The sequence below is a fragment of the Paenibacillus sp. Y930 genome (assembly GCF_056786375.1).
Map to the genome: position 1 here is coordinate 193,618 of NZ_JBXCIX010000006.1, position 19,408 is coordinate 213,025.

Sequence of the window (19,408 nt, forward strand, 5' to 3'; positions counted from 1 at the left end):
TGATGATTTTATTAAATGAAACTTTAAGTGGGTTTTGTTCGTCTATGTTGAATAATAATATAAACGTACTTGGAGGTTATTATTTATGAGGAAAATCATCATACTTTTTTTATGTGCAACTGTAATGTCTACTATTGCTGTTGGTTGCCAATCAGCAGATAATCGTACATTGGAAGTGGGGACAACTGACATAGTAATACAACCCAAAGAAATTGATAACCTGCTATTAGAAATTACAAAGATAAATCTGTATCAATCAAAAGGCGACGGTCTAACAGTGTTCAGTGATGTAGAAGCTATTGAAACGTTTAGAAGGATTATTTCCAGTGTTGAAAAAGAAGCGGGTATAGTGGATATGATTAGTCCAGATTTTAATTTGGATGTTATTTATGCGAATGAGAGTAAAGACGGATATCATTTGTGGATAGGAGAAGAAGGGCAAAAGAGTGCGCTGATGAAAACTAGTGATACGCATACCATCTACACTTTTCCAGAAGAAATGAATGTTAAGCTAATTGATTTAGTCGAACAACAACAATAATCTTGTCTAGCAGAATTCGACCGGTAGAGGATCTAACATTAATGCTAATAATTGAGGAGGGGAACGGTTGCATGAAATGGTTTGGGGAGAAAAAGTGGATGATTGGTTGTTTTGTCATGGTAATTATCCTGTTTTTACTTACTGTAAATTATGTTGTGATAAATAAACAGAATAATTCACTGATAGAAGGAGCAATAGACAATATGGACGCTGAATGGAATCAACTATACCTTCTATCAAAAACGATTAATAAATACTATATAATAAATGATTTTCAAGATTCAGAAAAGTTTCTATGGTATGTAAATCGAACTTGTTATAATTTTAAATTGGGAAGTCCACATGAAATTAATTGGAATATATACAATCTACTCACAATGGCTTATGACCCACTATTTAAAGATTTAGCCCTTGAGAAAGGTCCTTTAAACAAAGAAAAAGCAACCGAGCTATTTAAAGAGATGAATGATGAAATCATGATAATTAGTAAGAGCATTATTGAAATGAAGGATAAAGAGAAAGAAAAACTACTGCTAGAACCAACATCATCGGAGTTTATTGAGGTGAGCACAAAAATAAAAAGTGTCGCAGATAAATATGAAAAATTAGTAGATGATTATTTTAGAGGGAAATAAAAATACCCTATAGAATAGACCTTTTTTCAAATCTCTATTCTATAGGGTACCGTTTACATTAATGTAAGGGTCAGCACTGTCTCTAATCGATTAAGCTTCAAGTCAATTAATCTATCTTTACACCATAAGAATGAGCGAAATGGACGGCTTGTTCTCTGTCTAGTCGCACACCTTTAACATTAAACGACATGAAGTTAACGCCGTCCAAGTCAGCACCGCGCATATCTGCACCCTGTAGCTTAGCATTTGCAAGAACAGTTCTCGTCAGATCACAATTACGCAAGTCAGCTTTTTGTAGATTTGCCTCTGTAAGATCTGCCTCATGAAAACGAATGCCTCGCAAATCTTGTTTCTCAAAACGAGCTTGTCTCAAATTCGTGTAGGACCAATCTCCGTTTATTATTGAAATTCCTTCCATACGTGCTTTAATAAAGCTTGATCCTGTCATTTTACAATTATTGAATTTTGAGACGAACAGATTGGCTTCGTCAAAGATACAGTTCTCAAATGCTGATTCTGTATGAATGGAACTATTTAACGCTGCACCATTAAAGCTACATTCGATAAAACGGCAATTACTCGTATTAATTTCTTCTAATGAGGTATCTACAAAAGTGCAACGTTCAAAGGTACAGCGAATTAAATCCCCTTCATTCAAATCCTTATGATTAAAATTAACTTCTTTATAGTGTTGATCAATATATTCAAACATGGTGTTCCTCCCTATTTCAAAATTAAGCCTAATAGACCGACAAACGAAGTTGCTTGTTGTGGAGCGATGATACATCCTGCCAAATCCTCAATATCTACATGCAAACCGTCAAATTCACAATTGCTAAGATCAATTCCATTCAACTTTGTACCTGATAATAAAGCTTGATCAATGTTGCAAGTGGAGAAGGAAAACTTTTGTACAGTGGCCTGATAAAAGTCTGAGTTGATCAAAGAACAATGATCAAAATCTACTAACTTGAAAGTTGAAAAGCGGTACACGGAGTAATCGCCAACGCAGTTTTGGAAAGTTACGTTTTGGAATCTGCTTTTCGTGAAGTCTGTTCCGATTAATTTACAATTATTGAATTGCACGCGATGAAGAAAAGATCCAGACAAATCAACGTTAGACAGATCACATTTTTCGAAAATGACATCAGTAAGTTCCAGTTCCTGCAGTGTGGATTCCATTATAGTAATATTGTTAAAGACTACTTTATCGAAAGAGACTTTATTAGCATGCTGATCGTCAATTGTAATATCATGAATCGTACTATTGCTGAATTCATCCTTTGATTGCAAGGAGTATAGCTGCCCAGTAAGTGCAGGCAATTGTAAAGGGATTTTAGGTGATTCAATCTTGCTATTCATGTATACCTCCGGAAAAAAATAGAGTAACTACGTCAATGTGTAATCTACTATAATGATTGTCCAACTAATATACAAGCTTGAAAAATATGCGAAAGTATGTGCAATGGCTAAATGAATTCAAAGAAGTATGAAAGTGTGTGCAATGGCTTACTGGAATCTGAGACATCAGCAAGCTACAATATTAGGAGAACTTAATTTAGTGGGAATAAATCAGTAGTTTTAATTCATTTATTATTTTTTCAGTAATAACGTAAGCCTCACCATCTGAAGTCAGTAGTAAGCCGTTTTTTATGTTCGCATCTTCTGCAACATTCAATTGATACTCTATTGGTGATGCATCTTTAAAAGTCACATTCATATGAAACAGAGGAGCATATTCGGCTTCACGCGTATCGATAATTCCATATCTTATTGCATTTTCGAATACTTTTAAATCGTTGACGTCCTCAAATATCAGTTCTGGAAATGGTTCGTCCATGAAATCATTACAAACTTCAGTACATGTTACGATAATGGACTGTATTTCGGTTGAAATCAGTAAATCATTAATGGCATTAGCTAATTCTGTGTTTGACTTAAGGTGATAACCATTCACAGAGGTTGTAGAGAACTGCACATTTAATTCGCTGGCGGAGTAGAGATTTACGCTATAAAGCGTTCCAACTGTGCTATCTGTTTCTTTATAAATTGCAAGTGGAAGGGTAGAGACATCTTGTACCCATTGTTTAATAATATCAGGTTGCCTAATTTCATACAGTTCTCCATCACCGCCTCTAATCGAAATATAGTCAACATCATTAAGGAGATCACCGTATTGCACTTCAAGTGTCGTCTCGACTAGATTTTTTGGAGACACATCTAGACGTTTTGGAGATACATTAGAACAACCAGTTATAAGAATGACAAATGATACAAATACTAATAAGATTCGCATAGAATCAACGCCTCACTTCCAAAATATTACTACTTAATTACCTAACGTGTTGTAGTATTCGAAAGTTGCGTGGATTGAAATGTCTCATGTCCAATAGTAAAATGGAAATATAAAGGAGCCATGCTAGATACATGACTCCCCTACTGTAATAGTCGCTTTTAAGGGCGATTGGCTTTATAAGGATAATAAGGAATACAAATAGACGGATTCCTTGGTATGGGCGGTATATTTGTCGTTCCTGAATGACAATTTTTAATTCACCCACCATTACTACGACGATCATCCAAATACTTACTTGCTGGTTTGCCATAAGTTCGTTTGAAAATTCGTTGGAAGTAACTAACATCTGAGTATCCAAGATAATCTGAAATTTCTGTAATAGTTAATACAGATTGGGAAAGCATATAAATAGCTGTTTTCATGCGAATTGAATGAATATACTCACTAATCGTTTGTCCTGTACCTTTCTTGAATAGATTCGCAACATAATTTGGACTACGACGGATATAGTCGCCAAGATGTTCTTTCGTTATATGTTCGCGATAGTGACTTTGAATATAAGCTTTCATTCGGTCAATATGAATAATTGAAGCGGGTGCCAACTCCCCGCGGTCTAACTCTCGTTGCCAAAGCGCCAAAGTGTCTAGCAGAAAAGAGCTTGCACGTAAACTTGTATAGGTGTGCTCTTCACCATATTCACTCCATATTGGACGAAATGTTTCCATCGTACGATCAAACAAACCTGACGTAGAATGAGTCATGGAAGTACTTTGCAACATAGGGAGCATCTGATAAAGCTCGTCCAATGCCGTAAATTGATAACTAAATTTCTGATGAATAGTTCGGTTGGGAGTTTCCTCAATAATGGTAGCGTGCTGCGGAGTAAGGATAAAATCTCCTTTTTCTGCCATGATGGTTACATCGTCATAGGTGAAGGAGCAGCGGCCATAAGTCATAATATATAAATGGTATTGTTTGGATATATGTGTAAAGTGTTGCTGCCAATTCATTCCTTGATCATGCTTTATTGTCAATTCTGTGATCATCATTGCACCTCGGTATACTATAGTCCATCCATTATACTATAGTTCATGTACGCTGTGCTGAAAAAGGACTACAATAAGGGTGTAAATTAACTTATCAAATTTATTGACACTGGAAATAACAGATATCAGAAGGAGACTTATATGAGCCACACAAAAATCGTATGTACAATGGGTCCATCAAGTAATTCTATTTCAATCCTTAAGGAAATGATGATCGCGGGTATGAACGTTGCGCGTCTAAACATGGCACATGGTGAACTTTCTGACCATAGCGGACGTATTCAACTAGTACGCGAAGCAGCCAGCGCTGCTAATAAAATCATTGCAACGATGATGGATATTAAAGGTCCTGAAATTCGTATCGGTACACTTGAAGAGTCTAGCTACGAGTTAGTTGCAGGAGAAATCTTAACATTAACTACTGAGCAAGTAGCTGGTAATGGTTCTCGCGTTAGTGTGAACTATCCAGATATGACAAGTGTTATCAACCCTGGAGATGTTATTCTAATTGATGATGGTCTGATTGAGCTGCATGTGAAGGATGTTGAAGGCTCAAATATGCATTGCGAAGTTATGAACGGCGGAACATTGAAACCTCGTAAAGGTGTTAACCTTCCCGGCATTAGCACGACATTACCAGGCGTAACAGCAAAAGACATTGTTCATATTGACTTCGGAATTAAAGAAGGCATCGATATGATCGCTATGTCATTCGTTCGTAAAGCTGAAGATGTATTAGAAGTTCGTCAAATTCTTGAAGATAATAATGCAGCACATATTCAAATTATTTCGAAGATCGAAAATCAAGAAGGTGTAGAAAATCTTGATGCGATTATCAAAGTTTCTGATGGTATTATGGTTGCTCGTGGTGACCTTGGTGTTGAAATTCCAGCTGAAGATGTTCCAATGATCCAACAGATGATGATTGATAAATGTAATGAAGCTGGTAAGCCGGTTATCGTAGCAACACAAATGCTGGATTCCATGCAAGTTAATCCTCGTCCAACTCGTGCAGAAGTAAGTGACGTTTCTAACGCAGTGCTACAAGGCGCAGATGCGATTATGTTGTCTGGCGAGTCAGCAGCAGGTAAATACCCGCTTGAATCTGTGAAAATGATGACGATGATTGCTGAACGTGCAGAGTCAACGATTGATTACAATAAAGGCTATGCGAAGAAAATGAATGTGGAATCAACTTCCATAACTGAAGTTATCTCTCAAGCGGTTGTAAACAGCTCATTGCAACTCAATGCAAAAGCGATTCTTACGCCTACTGAAAGTGGCTTCACTGCTCGTATGGTATCCAAATACCGTCCACAAGCTCCGATCATTGCGATAACGCCGAATGAAAAGACATTAAGAAGTCTAACGCTTGTTCGTGGTGTTGTACCAGTCCAAGGTGAGTATGTTACAACAACAGACGATATGTTTAACTCTGCTATTCGTAACAGCGTTCGTACTAATATTGTTGAATCGGGTGACTTTGTAGTTATCTCTGCTGGTATTCCTACTGGACGAGCAGGCGCTACAAATCTTATCAAAATCCATCAAGTTGAATAGTTCCTCTATATAGTATATAGAAAGAGCAGTTACGTTCCGCAATCGTAGATTGCAACGTAACTGCTCTTTTCATGTACATAGAATTAACGTGCCGGCAATGGTAATGCCGTTTGCGGATATTGATAATCATCACGATAGCAGTGCGTTGAATCGTCATAGAGAGATTGCGAGAGTTGATGAGAGATTTCAAATATCGGCAACGATGGTTCAATGTGCAATGTCGAACCAAAGAAGGTACAATTTTTAAATTCGAAATCCATACAAGTAATTAAAATTACACAATCGGTAAAGATACAGTTCGTGAATGCAAAGCCATCGAAGCAGATTGTTTCATTTTGAAAATGTTCATTCGTGATCAAACTTAATTCCATAGTATAGTCACCTCAAAAGTTATTTAACCGGATTAGTTTCTATACTAACAAAGGTTTGTAACAATGTTTGTCGGTTTGTGGATGGCGCATTGCATATACTTATCGACAAAAAATGTGATAGAGTTGTAGTGTTGATTTTGGGAAATTTCATTTTACTGTTGAGTCTACCCCCTAATTTCGCTTATAATATATCGAGATAAGAATAAAGGATAGGGTGCATAATGAGTATATTAAACGTTGAACGTCTAAGTCATGGTTTCGGTGATCGTGCAATTTTCAATGATGTTTCATTTCGTTTGTTAAAAGGTGAACATATTGGACTGATTGGCGCGAATGGTGAAGGTAAATCTACATTTATGAACATCATTACAGGAAAACTTCAGCCTGATGATGGTAAAGTTGAATGGTCGCGCCGGATGCGCGTTGGTTATTTGGATCAACATGCAGTCCTTGCAAAAGGTATGACGATGCGCGATGTATTAAAAGGTGCATTCCAATATCTGCTCGATATAGAGCAGGAAATGAACGATATGTATATGAAGATGGGCGATGTAACGCCTGAAGAGCTAGAAAAATTGCTTGAAGAAGTTGGTAACATTCAAGATACATTAACGAATCAGGATTTCTATCTTATCGATGCTAAAGTAGATGAAATCGCTCGTGGACTAGGATTAACAGATGTTGGTCTAGACAAAGATGTTAATGATCTTAGTGGTGGGCAACGTACGAAAGTATTACTTGCGAAGCTGTTACTGGAAAAACCTGATGTTTTGCTACTAGATGAGCCTACCAACTACTTGGATGAGCAACATATCGAGTGGTTAAGACGTTATCTTCAGGAATATGAGAACGCATTTATACTTATTTCGCATGATCTGCCGTTTCTGAATAGTGTCATCAACTTGATCTACCATATGGAAAATCAAAAGTTGGAGCGTTATGTAGGCGATCATGATCATTTCCTAGAAGTACATGAGATGCGTACACAACAACTAGAGTCAGCTTACAAACGTCAACAGCAGGAAATTTCTGAGTTGAAAGACTTTGTTGCTCGCAATAAAGCGAGTGTAGCTACACGGAATATGGCGATGTCGCGTCAGAAGAAGCTAGATAAGATGGATGTTATCGAGCTTGCGAAAGACAAACCGAAGCCTCAGTTTAATTTCAAAGAAGGACGTACATCTGGTAAGTTGATCTTTGAAGCTAGACAATTAGTGATTGGTTATGGTGAGCCACTATCTCGTCCGCTTGATCTACGCATGGAACGTGGACAGAAAATAGCTTTGGTCGGGGCCAATGGTATCGGTAAATCAACATTGTTAAAAAGTATTTTAGGATTAATTCCTGCGGTATCAGGAGAAGTTGAACGCGGTGAGTTTCTGCAAATCGGCTATTTCGAGCAAGAAGCCAAAGATGCTAACAATAAAACATGTATTGAAGAAGTATGGAGTGAATTCCCTCACTATTCTCAATTTGAAGTTCGTGCAGCGCTTGCCAAATGCGGTTTAACGACGAAACATATTGAAAGTAAAATTCTCGTATTAAGCGGGGGAGAGAAAGCAAAAGTTCGACTATGTAAAATTATTAATCATGAGTCAAACGTGCTAGTACTCGATGAGCCTACGAATCACTTGGATGTAGATGCGAAGGAAGAATTGAAACGTGCGCTAAAAGCGTTCAAAGGTAGCATAATTCTTATATCGCATGAACCTGAATTCTACCGTGATGTTGTTACAGAAACTTGGAATTGTGAAGACTGGACAACTAAAGTATTCTAAATCAAACTATAAATGCAGTATACCTCCCTGGTATGCTGCATTTTTTTGTGCCATTGTTGAGTAGATTAACAAAAATATTGTGTTATGCGATACTTCATATTGTAATGAAAATTCATGCTAACTCACTTTAGCGGTATAGTTAAATCATTGATATTATAGTAAGGTTATACTATAACTGTGAAATTTGTGGAGAGGTGATAACTTGAAGATTGACCATCTTGTAATAAATGTAGATCAATCCATACAAAAGGATAAAGAAATAATTAACGCTATTCATTCTATAGGGTTGCCGTACAATCCTAAATGGGGGAAGGGCACAAAGGGATTCAAAGTATCGAATATTTGGATCGGAGATGAGTATTTTGAGTTAGTACGAATTAAACGGAATGATGGCGGTGGATGGATCCAAGAATGGACAAAAAAATATATGGAAGGACATCGAGGATTAATTGGCTTCGCATTAGAAGTCGAGGATATTGATAAAGTTTACGAGGATCTTAAGAGTCGTAATGTATCTATAACGCCCCCAGAGCCTTTGAAATTCCGTTGGTTCTTCAATCTGCTCAGTAAGACGATGCCTTGGCGTAACTCCTATCTATCTGCATTTGAAGGTGTACCGTTTCAGTTTTTTCTACAGCAAATGAATGACGAAAAATCCAAACAATTTATGCATCAATATATGGTTCCGAACAGTCGTGATCACGATATTAATGGTATTTCGGAAGTGAATATTTACGGTGAATTAACGAAGGAAGATAAGCGAGTAATTTACGCATTGTTCGAAGATTACGAGGAACAAGCAAATATGTTAACTATTAATCTTGCAGCTCAAACGATACGTTTCATTCATTCCGATACCTATAAAGTTGAAGTCATACTACAGTGCAATAATGCTAACTATGCTAGAAAAAATATAGAATTTAATAATGTACATATAATAAATCGTTAGAAATTTAACAGAACTGACAACCTTCCACCCCTTTTGGAGTGGAAAGCTGTCAGTTCGCTTTATAAGCCTAGTATCTAACTTTAATTATTCTATACACGTGCGCGGATTTCATCAATAAATGCTTTGCAGCCCGCCATCTGCTCTTCAGTAGCTGTTTCCATAATAATGTGAGTCTCTGGTTTGTATTGATTCAGTAGCTTCATGTATAGCTCATAATTCATAGAGCCATGTCCTGCAGGAACGGTTTGCACGGTCCCATCTGCTAAGCGAATACGATCTTTTGCATGTGCTCCAATAATACGATTTCCGAGTAGAGAGAATGCTTCATTCATTACTGCATCCTGTTGCTCAAGATTACCTTCATGAAGCAGATTACCTGGATCAATAACGACACCGATCATAGAAGAAGGTACTTCATCAAGCATTTGAGCTAGCTCGGGCGCAGTTCCGATCAAATGACCATGTGCTGCCTCTAAACCGACAAAGACGCCCCATTTCTCGGCTTCTTCTACTAGCTCTTCCAGCGTATTCTTCATAATCGCCCAATCTTGCTTCGTGTAAGGCACTGAATTAGTACCCGTTTCCGCAGCTACCATCGGAGCACCGAATAAAGAAGCATAGCGAATAAGTTCCTTAAAGCGATTCACATTGTTTCTTCTGATCTCTTCATCCTGATGAAAGAAGTGCAAATAGCAGCCTAATACTGAGATATGTACATCCTGCCGCTGAAATTCATTGGCGATAGACATGGCAAGACCAGGACTGATCCTACCATATTCATTAAAATCTACATCTGAAATCGCTTTCCAAAGTGCAAGTTGAACGTGACTAAAACCATGCTCACGCACTTTTACTGCCAGCTCACGATAAGGTAAGCTTCCCATTAAATGTGCAAGTACACCAACTGACATGCTTCATTCCCTCCCAATTTCAACAACTCATCCAGATAAATAGCATCCAGCTCATCTCTAGCAAACTATAAAATTCCATATTAGTCAACTAGTTTATCAATATGTGAACCTTACGGAATCATGAATTTCGTTAGGTTCTTTCTGCATTCTTCTCTTGTTAGATCAAAGTAATCTAAGTTAAAGTAAAGGTTTTATAAGTTTTTATATAAGTTTACTTTACTTTTATAAAGAGTCAGTTTATAATTTGATTCAAGAGGTGGTTGTCATGAAGAAAGATTTTGGTGATTCAATATCAAATAAGGTATATGAATATCGTGTACTTGCCAGAATGTCTCAGCAAGAATTAGCAGAGAAAGTCGGGGTTTCCAAACAAACCATCTTCGTAATGGAAAAAGGAAATTATGTTCCGACTCTGCTGTTAGCTTTTCGAATTGCCGATTTTTTTAATGTTGATGTAAACGATATTTTTACTTATTTGAAAGGAAATGATCAAAATGATAACTAAGTTTTTCTCAGATATCCATAATGCAATTTTTCACCCTTTAAAGTCCTGGGCTGAACAATCTACGGGAAATTGGAGTATTCTCATTGGAGTTGGTTTTTTACTGCTTATGGGTAGTGCGATTTTTGCCTATGTATTTTATAAGAAGATTGGGCAAGACGACGAACGGACAAATAAAATCTTTTTGAAAAGCAGTTACTGTGTGCTGTGGGCAATTATTCTATGTGATATGATTTTTCCTAAAGAATATATGTGGAACATCTTTTTCTTGTACAAATATACGCTGGCATTTTTAGCTGGTGGAATTTACATGGCCGTCCAATATAAAAAGGATTTTTCATAAGGGAAGGTCGAGGAGTGAGAGGGGCTGGATCAGGTGAATAATGCTTTGTTCGTTGAGTAGGCACAGTATTTTCACCTTAAAGCCTGTCCTTTGAAGCTTCAAAACTCGATATGCTGCATTTTAGAACAGTGTGATTATTCCGATGATAATCAACCGTTTAAGCCTGAAATTGATAATTTACCATTTTAAGAAGCCACCAATCACCGTGTTTGAATGATGATTGGTGGCTTTTTTATATGCGGTGGTGCAATCGTGTGATAATATTCAATCTGCTCATCGTTAATATCGTAGGTCAAACGATATGCTTCATTCATTCCGATACCTATAAAGTTGAAGTCATTCTACAGTGCAATAATGTTAACTACTCTAGAAAAAATATAGATATTAATAATGTCCCTAATATAAATCGTTAGAAATTCCGTGAGTCGCAATTGGAATGGAGAGGTACAGATAATTCGTAATAAGGATTAATTGATTGGAGATAGTACAAATAATAACGTAGTTCATATGCCGAATGAGAAAAATTTTAAAGCTTATTTCAGTCTTTTTCTCAGAGGAATTTGTTATAAATATTTGAAATATTTGATATGATGTTCATATAAAAAACGTTGTTAATTCGTAGTTATTACGTTATAGGAAATCAGTGGAATTGACTGGAGGGATAAAGTTGACGTTGAATTTAGAGCAAGAACAATATCTACAAAGAGAATTTCAATTATCGTTAATAACTTTAGCTGCAGATCCAATTGAACAAGTCACATCACAAATCCCAGGATGTATAACTTGTGATATAGTTGAAGACTTTGATTTGTATAAAATACTATATTTTGATGCTAGAATTAATTATTTTAGAGATATTCAAAAAAAGTTGATCAGGGATATAGATTATATTATAGAAACCATGAGTGGAGATAAATTTCCATGCTTATTCATTAAATGCGAAGAAGAAATAGCGAAAAGTGAATATATTGAGATATTAGAATCTAATGAGTGGCGAAATATTAGAAAACTTGCTAATGAGTTTATAAAAACAACAGATTTGCAGAATAAAAAATTAAAGGCATATACATATGAAGGGAAGAATATTTGGATCAAACGGAATTCTTAATGTAAGTGGTTTCGAAGAAGGTACTTACATCCTATAACATATTATTCAAGTAGCGGCTATGCCTCGGTCACAAGTGATGATTTTGACAGAGTAGTAGATTCAAGTGACAATTTGCTGCGGAAGTTCGTGAATACAAGAACGTTAAAAGAAAGCTCTGTAAACCAAAACATCAATTGGAGGAAGTGTATGAAAGCCCAGCGTTCAACTTACAATATCCAAAGTGCTGCTTTAAGTTTTCAAGAGGAAGTAGAGCGATTAAGACTGCAAGCAACGATGAGTTGGCAAGAAGAATTCAGAATATTAAAGTGTGAATTTGGTTGTGTTTAGTTAATACGATACTTAAACTATCAGTGAAAAGTAAGTAAAATAATATGCAAGATTAAAGAATGAAAAAGGAGGAAAATAATATGGGAGTTTCTATTTATTATAGTTGTGAGAGAGACCATAATCTTACCAATAGTGAAGACCAAGAGATGCTAGCTATTATTGATCGATACAATGAAGGTTTTGAACTGAAAGACATTGGAGAAACGTTTTATGCTTATGACTATGACCAGGATCAACCGACAGTAATCTTTGATGGTTCAACAAAGCTTCCTTTATCGGATGACTTTGAAGACTCGATTTATGCATTGTTTTATTGGCTAGATTGCTTGACGGAAATTAGAAGAAGTATTTCTGGTGGGGATTGGCATGTACATCTTGATGATAACGATGTCATTTGGGATGGAGAAACAGGTTGGCAAATGCCTGAAGGGTAGTATCCATATTCATAGTAAGAGCTACAAGAAACATGCAAAGTAGAATAGAGGTTATTTCATTATATTCAATTTAGTAGTGAAGGAACTGATTCTATTACTTTGCAAATAAGGAGTTGAATACATATGACAACAAATGAGATGAAAATGTATATCGAAGGCGCGGGAGATTGCATTGTCACGAAATCGCTTCTGAACGGGGACGCTGCCTTGAAGTGGATGTTCAGGGGAGAACCTATGGATCCTTATGATAACGGTTGGATTGCCTATGGCGAACGTGATACACAGGAGTATGTGGATGATTCGGATAATTTGTCGATTGTCGATTTTAATAGATTGGCTAATATTGAGCCAGCGGTACTGATGATCTATGAGATGCGTATAGGTGCAGATTTGGAATTTATGAGCGATACGACCGGAAAATATTTTATTGACTTGACGACAGGGCAAGAGATCAGGGACAAAGTGAAATCTCCTCTTATGGTAGCATTTGAGCAAAATTTAGAGTTTCTTCGCAAAGATGAATATACGTATGAGTATCTGCAAAGCTTGTTTGTGCCAAGTGAGAAGATACAACCGTTTGTGATGGGCGAGATAGACATGCCGACTGGAGAACTCGCAATTGCTGATCCGCTAGCATATTTGTACCAAGATAAATACGCTCAGCCGCTCAATCGGAAATTGCCTGCTGGTTCGTATCCGGTGGAATTAGCGATTTGTCATTCAGATATTGCTGGCAAACGGATTGCCGCTGCAAGGCTAAAGGTGAAGGAGCAGCGCGTTGTCCGCTATGAAACGGTGATGCCTAAAGGTAAAACGATTGAGCAGCTCAATGAGCCAGGAGCATGGTTTTTCCTTGGCGTCGATGCTGGAATGGCAGCTTTTTGCGATGCAAGTGTTGCGATACAATATCGAGAGTTTTTGAGTCGCTGGCACGCTGAACATCCAGAAAGTAACCATTATGATGATTATTTTGCGGATATTCTTGCAGCAAGCTATAGTCAGTTCCCTGATATGCAACGAGCAGGCGGTGATTTCATTGAATGGGCTGTTCCAGAAACCGGAAATAGGATTGCAATGTTCTCTAGCGGGCTCGGTGATGGATTGTATACTGGATTATGGGGATTGGACGAGCAAGATGAGGTATGTGAAGTCTTAATTCCATTTATGAATGTAGCGTATTTTTAAGGTTGGTGGATATTAATATGATCGGTGGTTTTGCTTCCTGAGTGCAGGACTGGCAATGTAAGTGATGCTGTCACTGAAAGCTCCAATATTGAGGCCGTTCCAGCTATTCCAATTTTCAATCGTATTCGTGAGTTGGATAAACAAGAAATGATGGCAATTTACCAATTTCTTGATGATAATAATTAATTAGAATGATTGTAGGGATCTTCTCAACAATATTAGTACGGTCATCAACCTAGCTAACGTGAAAAGAAGCTAAGCTATTCGTAGAGAGTTGATAATCTACGCTGGCTAGCTTTTTTTTGTTTTTATAAATTAGAAACATTATCTAGCTTAATTACGTTAATAAAATTATATGGAAGAAAACGATAAAAATAAACAGAAATAATGTTATGTAAACTTAAAGGAGGTAGCTCATGATTCAAACTTTGAACAAACGGATGTTAACTTTGACAGTTATCGCAGCTATATTATTACTCTCTGGTTGTGGTTTGAGTGAAGAAGACGTTATGAAAGAACTAATACCGACTGGGGAAGGAGAATTTGCTATACATCTGTTTTATGAAAATGGCTTACCAGAGAGTGAAACTAAGGATTTGAACATATTTCATAACTCTAACCCTACTATTACAAATGCAATTGGGCAGGTTCAATTTTGGGATCAATACCAAGAACGTAATGTTAAGTGGGCTAAGGCTCTAGAAATTAAGGAGTTTCCGAAGTATTTGGTCGTTGACAAAAATGGTAATGTGTTTAAAACCCCATATTTGAGTGTTGTAAAAGAACACATAACAGCATTACTGTTACCTGAGTGAATTATATTCTGCATTCAACTTAACAAGACAATGACTTCGATTGATGACATTGTCTTGTTTTTGAAAAGATATAAATACTATGAAAATTATCGTAATACAAGAATAAATTATAACGTAAATATAGTTATGTTAACTGTAACGCTGTAAAGAAAAAGGTGAAACCGCGATAAATTACCCCTCAACATAAAGCAACCAAAAAAATATTGAAAACGGCTAACAGAGAAAAATTCGACTTAATATAGGAATAGACACAAAGTACAAATGATAATTCAATTATTTGTACTTTACATTGCAGATAGACTATTACTTTACTATCAATATCAGTTATAATAGTAAAGAATACTAAGTAGAAAGTGGGAGAAATATGGGTCGCAAATGGAATAACATTAAAGATAAGAAAGCTTCAAAAGATGCAAACACTAGTAAAGTGTATGCTAAGTTCGGGATTGAAATCTATGTAGCAGCGAAAAAAGGCGAGCCAGATCCTGAAGCCAACCGTGCACTTAAAGTCGTGCTTGAGCGTGCGAAAACATATAATGTACCAAAAGCAATTATTGATCGTGCATTAGACAAAGCAAAAGGTAGCTCGGATGAAGTGTTCTCTGAACTACGATACGAAGGCTTTGGACCTAACGGCACTATGGTCATCGTTGATGCGTTAACGAATAATGTAAATCGTACTGCACCTGAAGTTCGTTCAGCATTTAATAAAAATGGTGGAAGTATGGGTGTAAGTGGTTCTGTTGCTTATATGTTCAATTCTACAGCAGTTATCGGTGTAGCAGATAAGTCAGAAGATGAAGTTATGGAGTTATTGATCGAAGCTGATGTCGATGTTAATGATATTATTGCAGAAGAAGATAACGTTATCGTCTATGCAGAACCAGATCAATTCCAAGCGGTGCAAGATGCCTTTACAGCTGCAGGAATTACAGAATTTACTGTTGCTGAAATCATGATGCTTGCTGCTAATGAAGTTGATCTTGCAGAAGATGCTCAAGTACAATTTGAAAAATTGATTGATGCGCTTGAAGATCTAGAAGATGTTCAACAAGTGTACCACAACGTTAATTTCGGTGATGAATAGTTGCTATTCGGATATCACAAAAATCTAGACTATGCTTGCGAAGTAACTTTATGACTACTAAGTAGTATATCAAGTTGTCACAAAATGTTTGGAAGGGGATAAGTATGCATATTGAAACTATCCAATTATGGGATGATCAAGAGCATGTTACACTAACAGCATATGTACCGTACCAGGTAGGTAGCGATCAAGCTAGTCAATCAAGACCAGCCATTATTATTTGCCCTGGTGGTGCTTATCTATACACTTCTGATCGCGAAGCAGAGCCTGTTGCGCTAAGATTTGCTTCATTAGGATATACAACATTTGTGTTACATTACAATACTTATTATGGTTCAGCTCCAATTCAACAAGCTAATCAACAGAATCCGAATGTGTTAGTGAAATTTCCACAACCACTGTATGACGTTGCTAAAGCTATTGCGGTTGTTCGTGAGAATGCAGCAAAATGGAATGTTCATGTCGATCAAATTGCAGTTGCAGGATTTTCAGCAGGTGGGCATCTTGCAGCTAGCATTGGTGTACATTGGGACAAACCTTATGTTAGTGAACATATTGGAGTAACAGCCGAGTTTATTAAACCGAACGCATTAATTCTTGGTTATGCTTTACTTGATAGTGTAATCTCTATGGAATTAATGAATGAAGAAGAAACATTGAAATACAAAGAGATGCTCAGCCTTATGAACTCTGTTGTTCTAGGCACATCAGAGCAATCGTATGAATTACTTGAAAGCTTCAGCCCTGCAAAATTTGTAGGAGCACATACACCGCCTACCTTCTTATGGCATACATCGGAAGATGATCTTGTTCTATCAGCAAATTCATTGCAATTTGCGATGGGATTAGTGAAGCATCGTATTCCATATGAACTTCATGTATTTGAAGAAGGTGGTCATGGTCTATCTTTAGCTGATCGAACAACTGCTGCTAATGAAGCTCAAATTAATCGTGCTGCATCGAGTTGGGTGGAGCTTGCCAATGAATGGCTGCAACGCAAATTCACTTAGAGGAAGTTCAAAAAGCGGACTTTGATAACGAGGACTATGCTAACGTAGCTTATTCGACATCGAATATGAAGCGAACTTGGGAAGTGTGGGACTCGTGTACCAATAACGTACACTGGAGTGTCCTCCTTCCTCAAGTAGCGCTCCATCTTCTCGGTTCTGAATGTCCGCTTTTTGAACCTTTATTGAAAGTGGAAGTTCAAATCAGTCACTTGTGATTACGATGAATATGCTAACGTAGCGTAGTCGACGTCGAATAGTAGTTCATAATAATATGAGGTAGTTCTTAAAGTAGATTTTTCTACTTTAAGAACTGCCTCTTTTACATATTAATACGAAGACTTATGATAAATTAGAAGCATCAAGTGGTATGCCAGATGATAGCATTTATTTATACGGTGCTCGCTCTCGATCTGGTATGGGGATACAATGACTATTACGGCAACTTCAAAAAAAAGATATTCAGAAGCGACAACTACAATAGAATTAAAACGTAATAATAGTTATGTAAACTAAGGTGTTGATAAAATAATTAGTAAAAACAATAAATCTGAAATTGTCAATGATAGTGCTAACGATCGTTCAGTCGTAACAACATCGTTCAATGCGCTTACTTCAGCAACAAATGCTTCCAACGTGGTGGAGGATAGGTTACAATTATTATAACTGGTATTATAAGGTGTTTTTGATATATATAACAAAAAATAGCACCTGAAAAAGGAGTGAATACGATAGATTATAGAAGAATAAGCTTTAATATAATTTATGGCAGCCTAGTATTATGGGGGGTAGGCTATATTCTAAGTAAATATAGAACAACTAATTTGACTAATAACCACATAGAGTATATCATAGATATATAATATCTATGATTGATAAATTTCAATTGTAATGTAAAGGGGGAAGAAATATGAAAGTGTTCGATTGTATCATTGTTGGAGCAGGTCCAGCTGGATTAAGTGCTGGTCTTATCTTAGGAAGAGCGCGAAGAGAAATTGCTTTATTTGATGACGGAACGAATAGGAATAGAGTCACGCAGGAGTCTCACGGGTTTCTAACTCGAGATGGAATAAAACCACAAGAGTTTAAGGAGTTAGGGTTAACGGAACTGGAGAAATATCCATCGATCTCACAATTTAATACAACAATTACTGAGATCATCAAAGATAATGATCAAGAAAGATTTATTGTCAAAACATCGGATGGTCTAGAGTTAATTACAGGAAAAATAATATTGGCCACTGGGATTCAAGAGGAATTTTCTGTTCCAAGTATAAGGGATTATTATGGGAAAAGCCTTTTTAGTTGCCCATACTGTGATGGCTGGGAACTACGCGATAAACCTTTAATTGTAATAGCAGAAAAAGAAGAGCATGTGATGCATATGGCTAAATTAGTTTATAATTGGTCGCAGGATCTCGTTGTTATTACAAATGGAGTTAAACTTTCACAAGAAGGGCTTCAAGAGTTACAATCACGAAATATCAAAATAAAATCAGATTCGATCAAGAGCTTACTAGGTGATGGTGGTATGCTCACAGAAATTGAATTTGTGACGGGTGAAACGTTCGAATGTACAGCTGGTTTTGTTGTTCCAACCTTTTATCGTCCTAATCAATTTGCAGAGAAGCTTGGTTGTGAAGTTCAAGATAATGGATCAATTGTAACCGATGGTGCTGGCAGAACAACAATCAAAAATATATACATTGCAGGAGAAACTGAAAAATCCGGACCTTCTTCATTACTTATTTCTGCTGCTGATGGTAGTAAAGCTGCGTTCTCTGTAAATGCGGATTTGACGATGGAACGTTTTTAGCATACTCCGTTGCTATGAGGAACACATATATTTTCATAAGAGTACGGTAGGGTTCATTATTCAATGATAAACTAAAAGTATTGATATTTTTATTTGCAAAGGGGTGGTTATCATTCAAGTTCGTCTTACTCCCTTTAGCGATAAATGGGCTCAACTGTTTCAAGATGAGGTTAATAATCTTAAAGTTATTTTCGGAGATCAAATTACTCAATTTGAACATTTCGGCAGTACGTCTGTTTCTGGCATGTTGGCTAAACCTGTCATTGATATGATGTGTATTGTTAATAAGATTGAAGCAGTTGATGCATTGAATGAGAAAATGAATGATCTAGGGTACGATATTGTCGGGGAATGGGGCATTTCAGGAAGAAGATTATTTCGAAAAGGCGGAGATAATCGAACCCATCATATTCACTTTTATGAAAGCGACAATTCTCATATCGAGAGACATTTAGTATTTCGAGACTATCTCCGTGTCCATCCAGAAGAAGTTGCTAGATACAGTCACTTTAAAGAAGAGTTAGCAAGACAATATGAGAATACGAGTGAGTATAGTCCAGCGAAAAAAGCATTTGTGACCGAAATGGAGCAACTAGCATTTACATGGTACGCCGAAAAACCGACAAAATAATGTTAATGCTAGGTTAATCAATTGTTTTAGTGTAAAAGCTTTAAGCCAGATAAACTCATGAATATT

At 36.7% G+C, this 19,408-nt stretch carries 23 protein-coding genes; 17 read left to right on the top strand and 6 right to left on the bottom strand.

Going from position 1 to position 19,408, the window contains the following annotated elements:
- Positions 1-85: 85 nt before the first annotated feature.
- A complete protein-coding gene (locus AC1TO5_RS17675) occupies positions 86-541 on the top strand; it encodes a YhfM domain-containing protein (protein WP_482064157.1) in 456 nt (151 codons plus the stop codon).
- A 71-nt stretch (positions 542-612) separates the two neighbouring features.
- On the top strand, positions 613-1,176 hold the full coding sequence (locus tag AC1TO5_RS17680; protein WP_482064158.1) for a hypothetical protein: 564 nt from the start codon (positions 613-615) through the stop codon (positions 1,174-1,176).
- Between the two features lie 106 nt (positions 1,177-1,282).
- On the opposite strand, the gene AC1TO5_RS17685 is transcribed toward AC1TO5_RS17680, so the two are convergent.
- The 4 genes from AC1TO5_RS17685 to AC1TO5_RS17700 form a co-directional block, all read right to left on the bottom strand.
- The gene (locus AC1TO5_RS17685; protein WP_482064159.1) at positions 1,283-1,888 is read right to left on the bottom strand and encodes a pentapeptide repeat-containing protein; all 606 of its coding nucleotides are present in this window, start codon (positions 1,886-1,888) and stop codon (positions 1,283-1,285) included.
- Positions 1,889-1,899: 11 nt separating this feature from the next.
- Positions 1,900-2,538, bottom strand: coding sequence for a pentapeptide repeat-containing protein (locus AC1TO5_RS17690; protein ID WP_482064160.1), 639 nt, complete (start codon positions 2,536-2,538; stop codon positions 1,900-1,902).
- Positions 2,539-2,734: 196 nt separating this feature from the next.
- Positions 2,735-3,472: a hypothetical protein gene (locus tag AC1TO5_RS17695; RefSeq protein WP_482064161.1), complete on the bottom strand. Its 738-nt coding sequence runs from the start codon at positions 3,470-3,472 to the stop codon at positions 2,735-2,737.
- Between the two features lie 257 nt (positions 3,473-3,729).
- Complete coding sequence (locus AC1TO5_RS17700) at positions 3,730-4,506, bottom strand: helix-turn-helix domain-containing protein (protein WP_482064162.1); 777 nt, start codon at positions 4,504-4,506, stop codon at positions 3,730-3,732.
- Between the two features lie 153 nt (positions 4,507-4,659).
- Here AC1TO5_RS17700 and pyk point away from each other — a divergent pair, with 153 nt between their 5' ends.
- Complete coding sequence (pyk, locus tag AC1TO5_RS17705; RefSeq protein WP_482064163.1) at positions 4,660-6,078, top strand: pyruvate kinase; 1,419 nt, start codon at positions 4,660-4,662, stop codon at positions 6,076-6,078.
- Between the two features lie 83 nt (positions 6,079-6,161).
- Here the strand turns inward: pyk and AC1TO5_RS17710 are convergent, their stop codons facing one another.
- Positions 6,162-6,449 carry a hypothetical protein gene (locus AC1TO5_RS17710; protein ID WP_482064164.1) on the bottom strand — a complete coding sequence of 96 codons (288 nt, stop codon included), beginning with the start codon at positions 6,447-6,449 and terminating at the stop codon, positions 6,162-6,164.
- A gap of 221 nt (positions 6,450-6,670) precedes the next feature.
- Here AC1TO5_RS17710 and AC1TO5_RS17715 point away from each other — a divergent pair, with 221 nt between their 5' ends.
- Positions 6,671-8,227 carry an ABC-F family ATP-binding cassette domain-containing protein gene (locus AC1TO5_RS17715; RefSeq protein ID WP_482064165.1) on the top strand — a complete coding sequence of 519 codons (1,557 nt, stop codon included), beginning with the start codon at positions 6,671-6,673 and terminating at the stop codon, positions 8,225-8,227.
- Between the two features lie 202 nt (positions 8,228-8,429).
- Positions 8,430-9,176 (top strand): VOC family protein, encoded by a 747-nt coding sequence (locus AC1TO5_RS17720; RefSeq protein WP_482064166.1) that lies wholly within the window; start codon positions 8,430-8,432, stop codon positions 9,174-9,176.
- 89 nt (positions 9,177-9,265) lie between these two features.
- Here the strand turns inward: AC1TO5_RS17720 and AC1TO5_RS17725 are convergent, their stop codons facing one another.
- Positions 9,266-10,087: a sugar phosphate isomerase/epimerase family protein gene (locus tag AC1TO5_RS17725; RefSeq protein ID WP_482064167.1), complete on the bottom strand. Its 822-nt coding sequence runs from the start codon at positions 10,085-10,087 to the stop codon at positions 9,266-9,268.
- Between the two features lie 265 nt (positions 10,088-10,352).
- Here AC1TO5_RS17725 and AC1TO5_RS17730 point away from each other — a divergent pair, with 265 nt between their 5' ends.
- From AC1TO5_RS17730 to AC1TO5_RS17785, 12 genes are all read left to right on the top strand, one after another.
- Entirely contained in the window at positions 10,353-10,592 is a 240-nt protein-coding gene (locus tag AC1TO5_RS17730; protein WP_482064168.1) for a helix-turn-helix transcriptional regulator, read from the top strand.
- Positions 10,582-10,932 carry a DUF2178 domain-containing protein gene (locus AC1TO5_RS17735; protein ID WP_482064169.1) on the top strand — a complete coding sequence of 117 codons (351 nt, stop codon included), beginning with the start codon at positions 10,582-10,584 and terminating at the stop codon, positions 10,930-10,932. The genes AC1TO5_RS17730 and AC1TO5_RS17735 overlap by 11 nt, the downstream gene beginning before the upstream one ends.
- A 667-nt stretch (positions 10,933-11,599) precedes the next feature.
- Positions 11,600-12,040: a hypothetical protein gene (locus AC1TO5_RS17740; protein ID WP_482064170.1), complete on the top strand. Its 441-nt coding sequence runs from the start codon at positions 11,600-11,602 to the stop codon at positions 12,038-12,040.
- Between the two features lie 186 nt (positions 12,041-12,226).
- On the top strand, positions 12,227-12,367 hold the full coding sequence (locus AC1TO5_RS17745) for a hypothetical protein (protein WP_482064171.1): 141 nt from the start codon (positions 12,227-12,229) through the stop codon (positions 12,365-12,367).
- Positions 12,368-12,447: 80 nt separating this feature from the next.
- On the top strand, positions 12,448-12,801 hold the full coding sequence (locus tag AC1TO5_RS17750; protein WP_482064172.1) for a hypothetical protein: 354 nt from the start codon (positions 12,448-12,450) through the stop codon (positions 12,799-12,801).
- A 123-nt stretch (positions 12,802-12,924) separates the two neighbouring features.
- Entirely contained in the window at positions 12,925-13,986 is a 1,062-nt protein-coding gene (locus tag AC1TO5_RS17755; protein WP_482064173.1) for an immunity protein Imm33 domain-containing protein, read from the top strand.
- Positions 13,987-14,010: 24 nt separating this feature from the next.
- The gene (locus tag AC1TO5_RS17760; protein WP_482064205.1) at positions 14,011-14,172 is read left to right on the top strand and encodes a hypothetical protein; all 162 of its coding nucleotides are present in this window, start codon (positions 14,011-14,013) and stop codon (positions 14,170-14,172) included.
- A 230-nt stretch (positions 14,173-14,402) separates the two neighbouring features.
- The gene (locus AC1TO5_RS17765) at positions 14,403-14,801 is read left to right on the top strand and encodes a hypothetical protein (RefSeq protein WP_482064174.1); all 399 of its coding nucleotides are present in this window, start codon (positions 14,403-14,405) and stop codon (positions 14,799-14,801) included.
- Between the two features lie 364 nt (positions 14,802-15,165).
- Positions 15,166-15,888, top strand: a complete 723-nt coding sequence (locus tag AC1TO5_RS17770; protein WP_482064175.1) for a YebC/PmpR family DNA-binding transcriptional regulator — start codon at positions 15,166-15,168, stop codon at positions 15,886-15,888.
- 104 nt (positions 15,889-15,992) lie between these two features.
- A complete protein-coding gene (locus tag AC1TO5_RS17775) occupies positions 15,993-16,898 on the top strand; it encodes an alpha/beta hydrolase (protein ID WP_482064176.1) in 906 nt (301 codons plus the stop codon).
- Positions 16,899-17,805: 907 nt separating this feature from the next.
- The gene (locus AC1TO5_RS17780; RefSeq protein WP_482064177.1) at positions 17,806-18,711 is read left to right on the top strand and encodes an NAD(P)/FAD-dependent oxidoreductase; all 906 of its coding nucleotides are present in this window, start codon (positions 17,806-17,808) and stop codon (positions 18,709-18,711) included.
- A gap of 112 nt (positions 18,712-18,823) precedes the next feature.
- Entirely contained in the window at positions 18,824-19,342 is a 519-nt protein-coding gene (locus AC1TO5_RS17785; RefSeq protein WP_482064203.1) for a GrpB family protein, read from the top strand.
- Positions 19,343-19,408 lie beyond the last annotated feature (66 nt).

Excerpts from the sequence above, each read along its gene's own strand:
- AC1TO5_RS17675 (WP_482064157.1), top strand. The coding sequence starts at position 86 with ATGAGGAAAATCATCATACTTTTTTTATGTGCAACTGTAATGTCTACT.
- AC1TO5_RS17725 (WP_482064167.1), bottom strand. The coding sequence starts at position 10,087 with ATGTCAGTTGGTGTACTTGCACATTTAATGGGAAGCTTACCTTATCGT.
- AC1TO5_RS17690 (WP_482064160.1), bottom strand. The coding sequence starts at position 2,538 with ATGAATAGCAAGATTGAATCACCTAAAATCCCTTTACAATTGCCTGCA.
- AC1TO5_RS17750 (WP_482064172.1), top strand. The coding sequence starts at position 12,448 with ATGGGAGTTTCTATTTATTATAGTTGTGAGAGAGACCATAATCTTACC.
- AC1TO5_RS17680 (WP_482064158.1), top strand. The coding sequence starts at position 613 with ATGAAATGGTTTGGGGAGAAAAAGTGGATGATTGGTTGTTTTGTCATG.
- AC1TO5_RS17710 (WP_482064164.1), bottom strand. The coding sequence starts at position 6,449 with ATGGAATTAAGTTTGATCACGAATGAACATTTTCAAAATGAAACAATC.
- AC1TO5_RS17775 (WP_482064176.1), top strand. The coding sequence starts at position 15,993 with ATGCATATTGAAACTATCCAATTATGGGATGATCAAGAGCATGTTACA.
- AC1TO5_RS17730 (WP_482064168.1), top strand. The coding sequence starts at position 10,353 with ATGAAGAAAGATTTTGGTGATTCAATATCAAATAAGGTATATGAATAT.
- pyk (WP_482064163.1), top strand. The coding sequence starts at position 4,660 with ATGAGCCACACAAAAATCGTATGTACAATGGGTCCATCAAGTAATTCT.
- AC1TO5_RS17735 (WP_482064169.1), top strand. The coding sequence starts at position 10,582 with ATGATAACTAAGTTTTTCTCAGATATCCATAATGCAATTTTTCACCCT.
- AC1TO5_RS17770 (WP_482064175.1), top strand. The coding sequence starts at position 15,166 with ATGGGTCGCAAATGGAATAACATTAAAGATAAGAAAGCTTCAAAAGAT.
- AC1TO5_RS17780 (WP_482064177.1), top strand. The coding sequence starts at position 17,806 with ATGAAAGTGTTCGATTGTATCATTGTTGGAGCAGGTCCAGCTGGATTA.
- AC1TO5_RS17745 (WP_482064171.1), top strand. The coding sequence starts at position 12,227 with ATGAAAGCCCAGCGTTCAACTTACAATATCCAAAGTGCTGCTTTAAGT.
- AC1TO5_RS17765 (WP_482064174.1), top strand. The coding sequence starts at position 14,403 with ATGATTCAAACTTTGAACAAACGGATGTTAACTTTGACAGTTATCGCA.
- AC1TO5_RS17685 (WP_482064159.1), bottom strand. The coding sequence starts at position 1,888 with ATGTTTGAATATATTGATCAACACTATAAAGAAGTTAATTTTAATCAT.
- AC1TO5_RS17755 (WP_482064173.1), top strand. The coding sequence starts at position 12,925 with ATGACAACAAATGAGATGAAAATGTATATCGAAGGCGCGGGAGATTGC.
- AC1TO5_RS17695 (WP_482064161.1), bottom strand. The coding sequence starts at position 3,472 with ATGCGAATCTTATTAGTATTTGTATCATTTGTCATTCTTATAACTGGT.
- AC1TO5_RS17715 (WP_482064165.1), top strand. The coding sequence starts at position 6,671 with ATGAGTATATTAAACGTTGAACGTCTAAGTCATGGTTTCGGTGATCGT.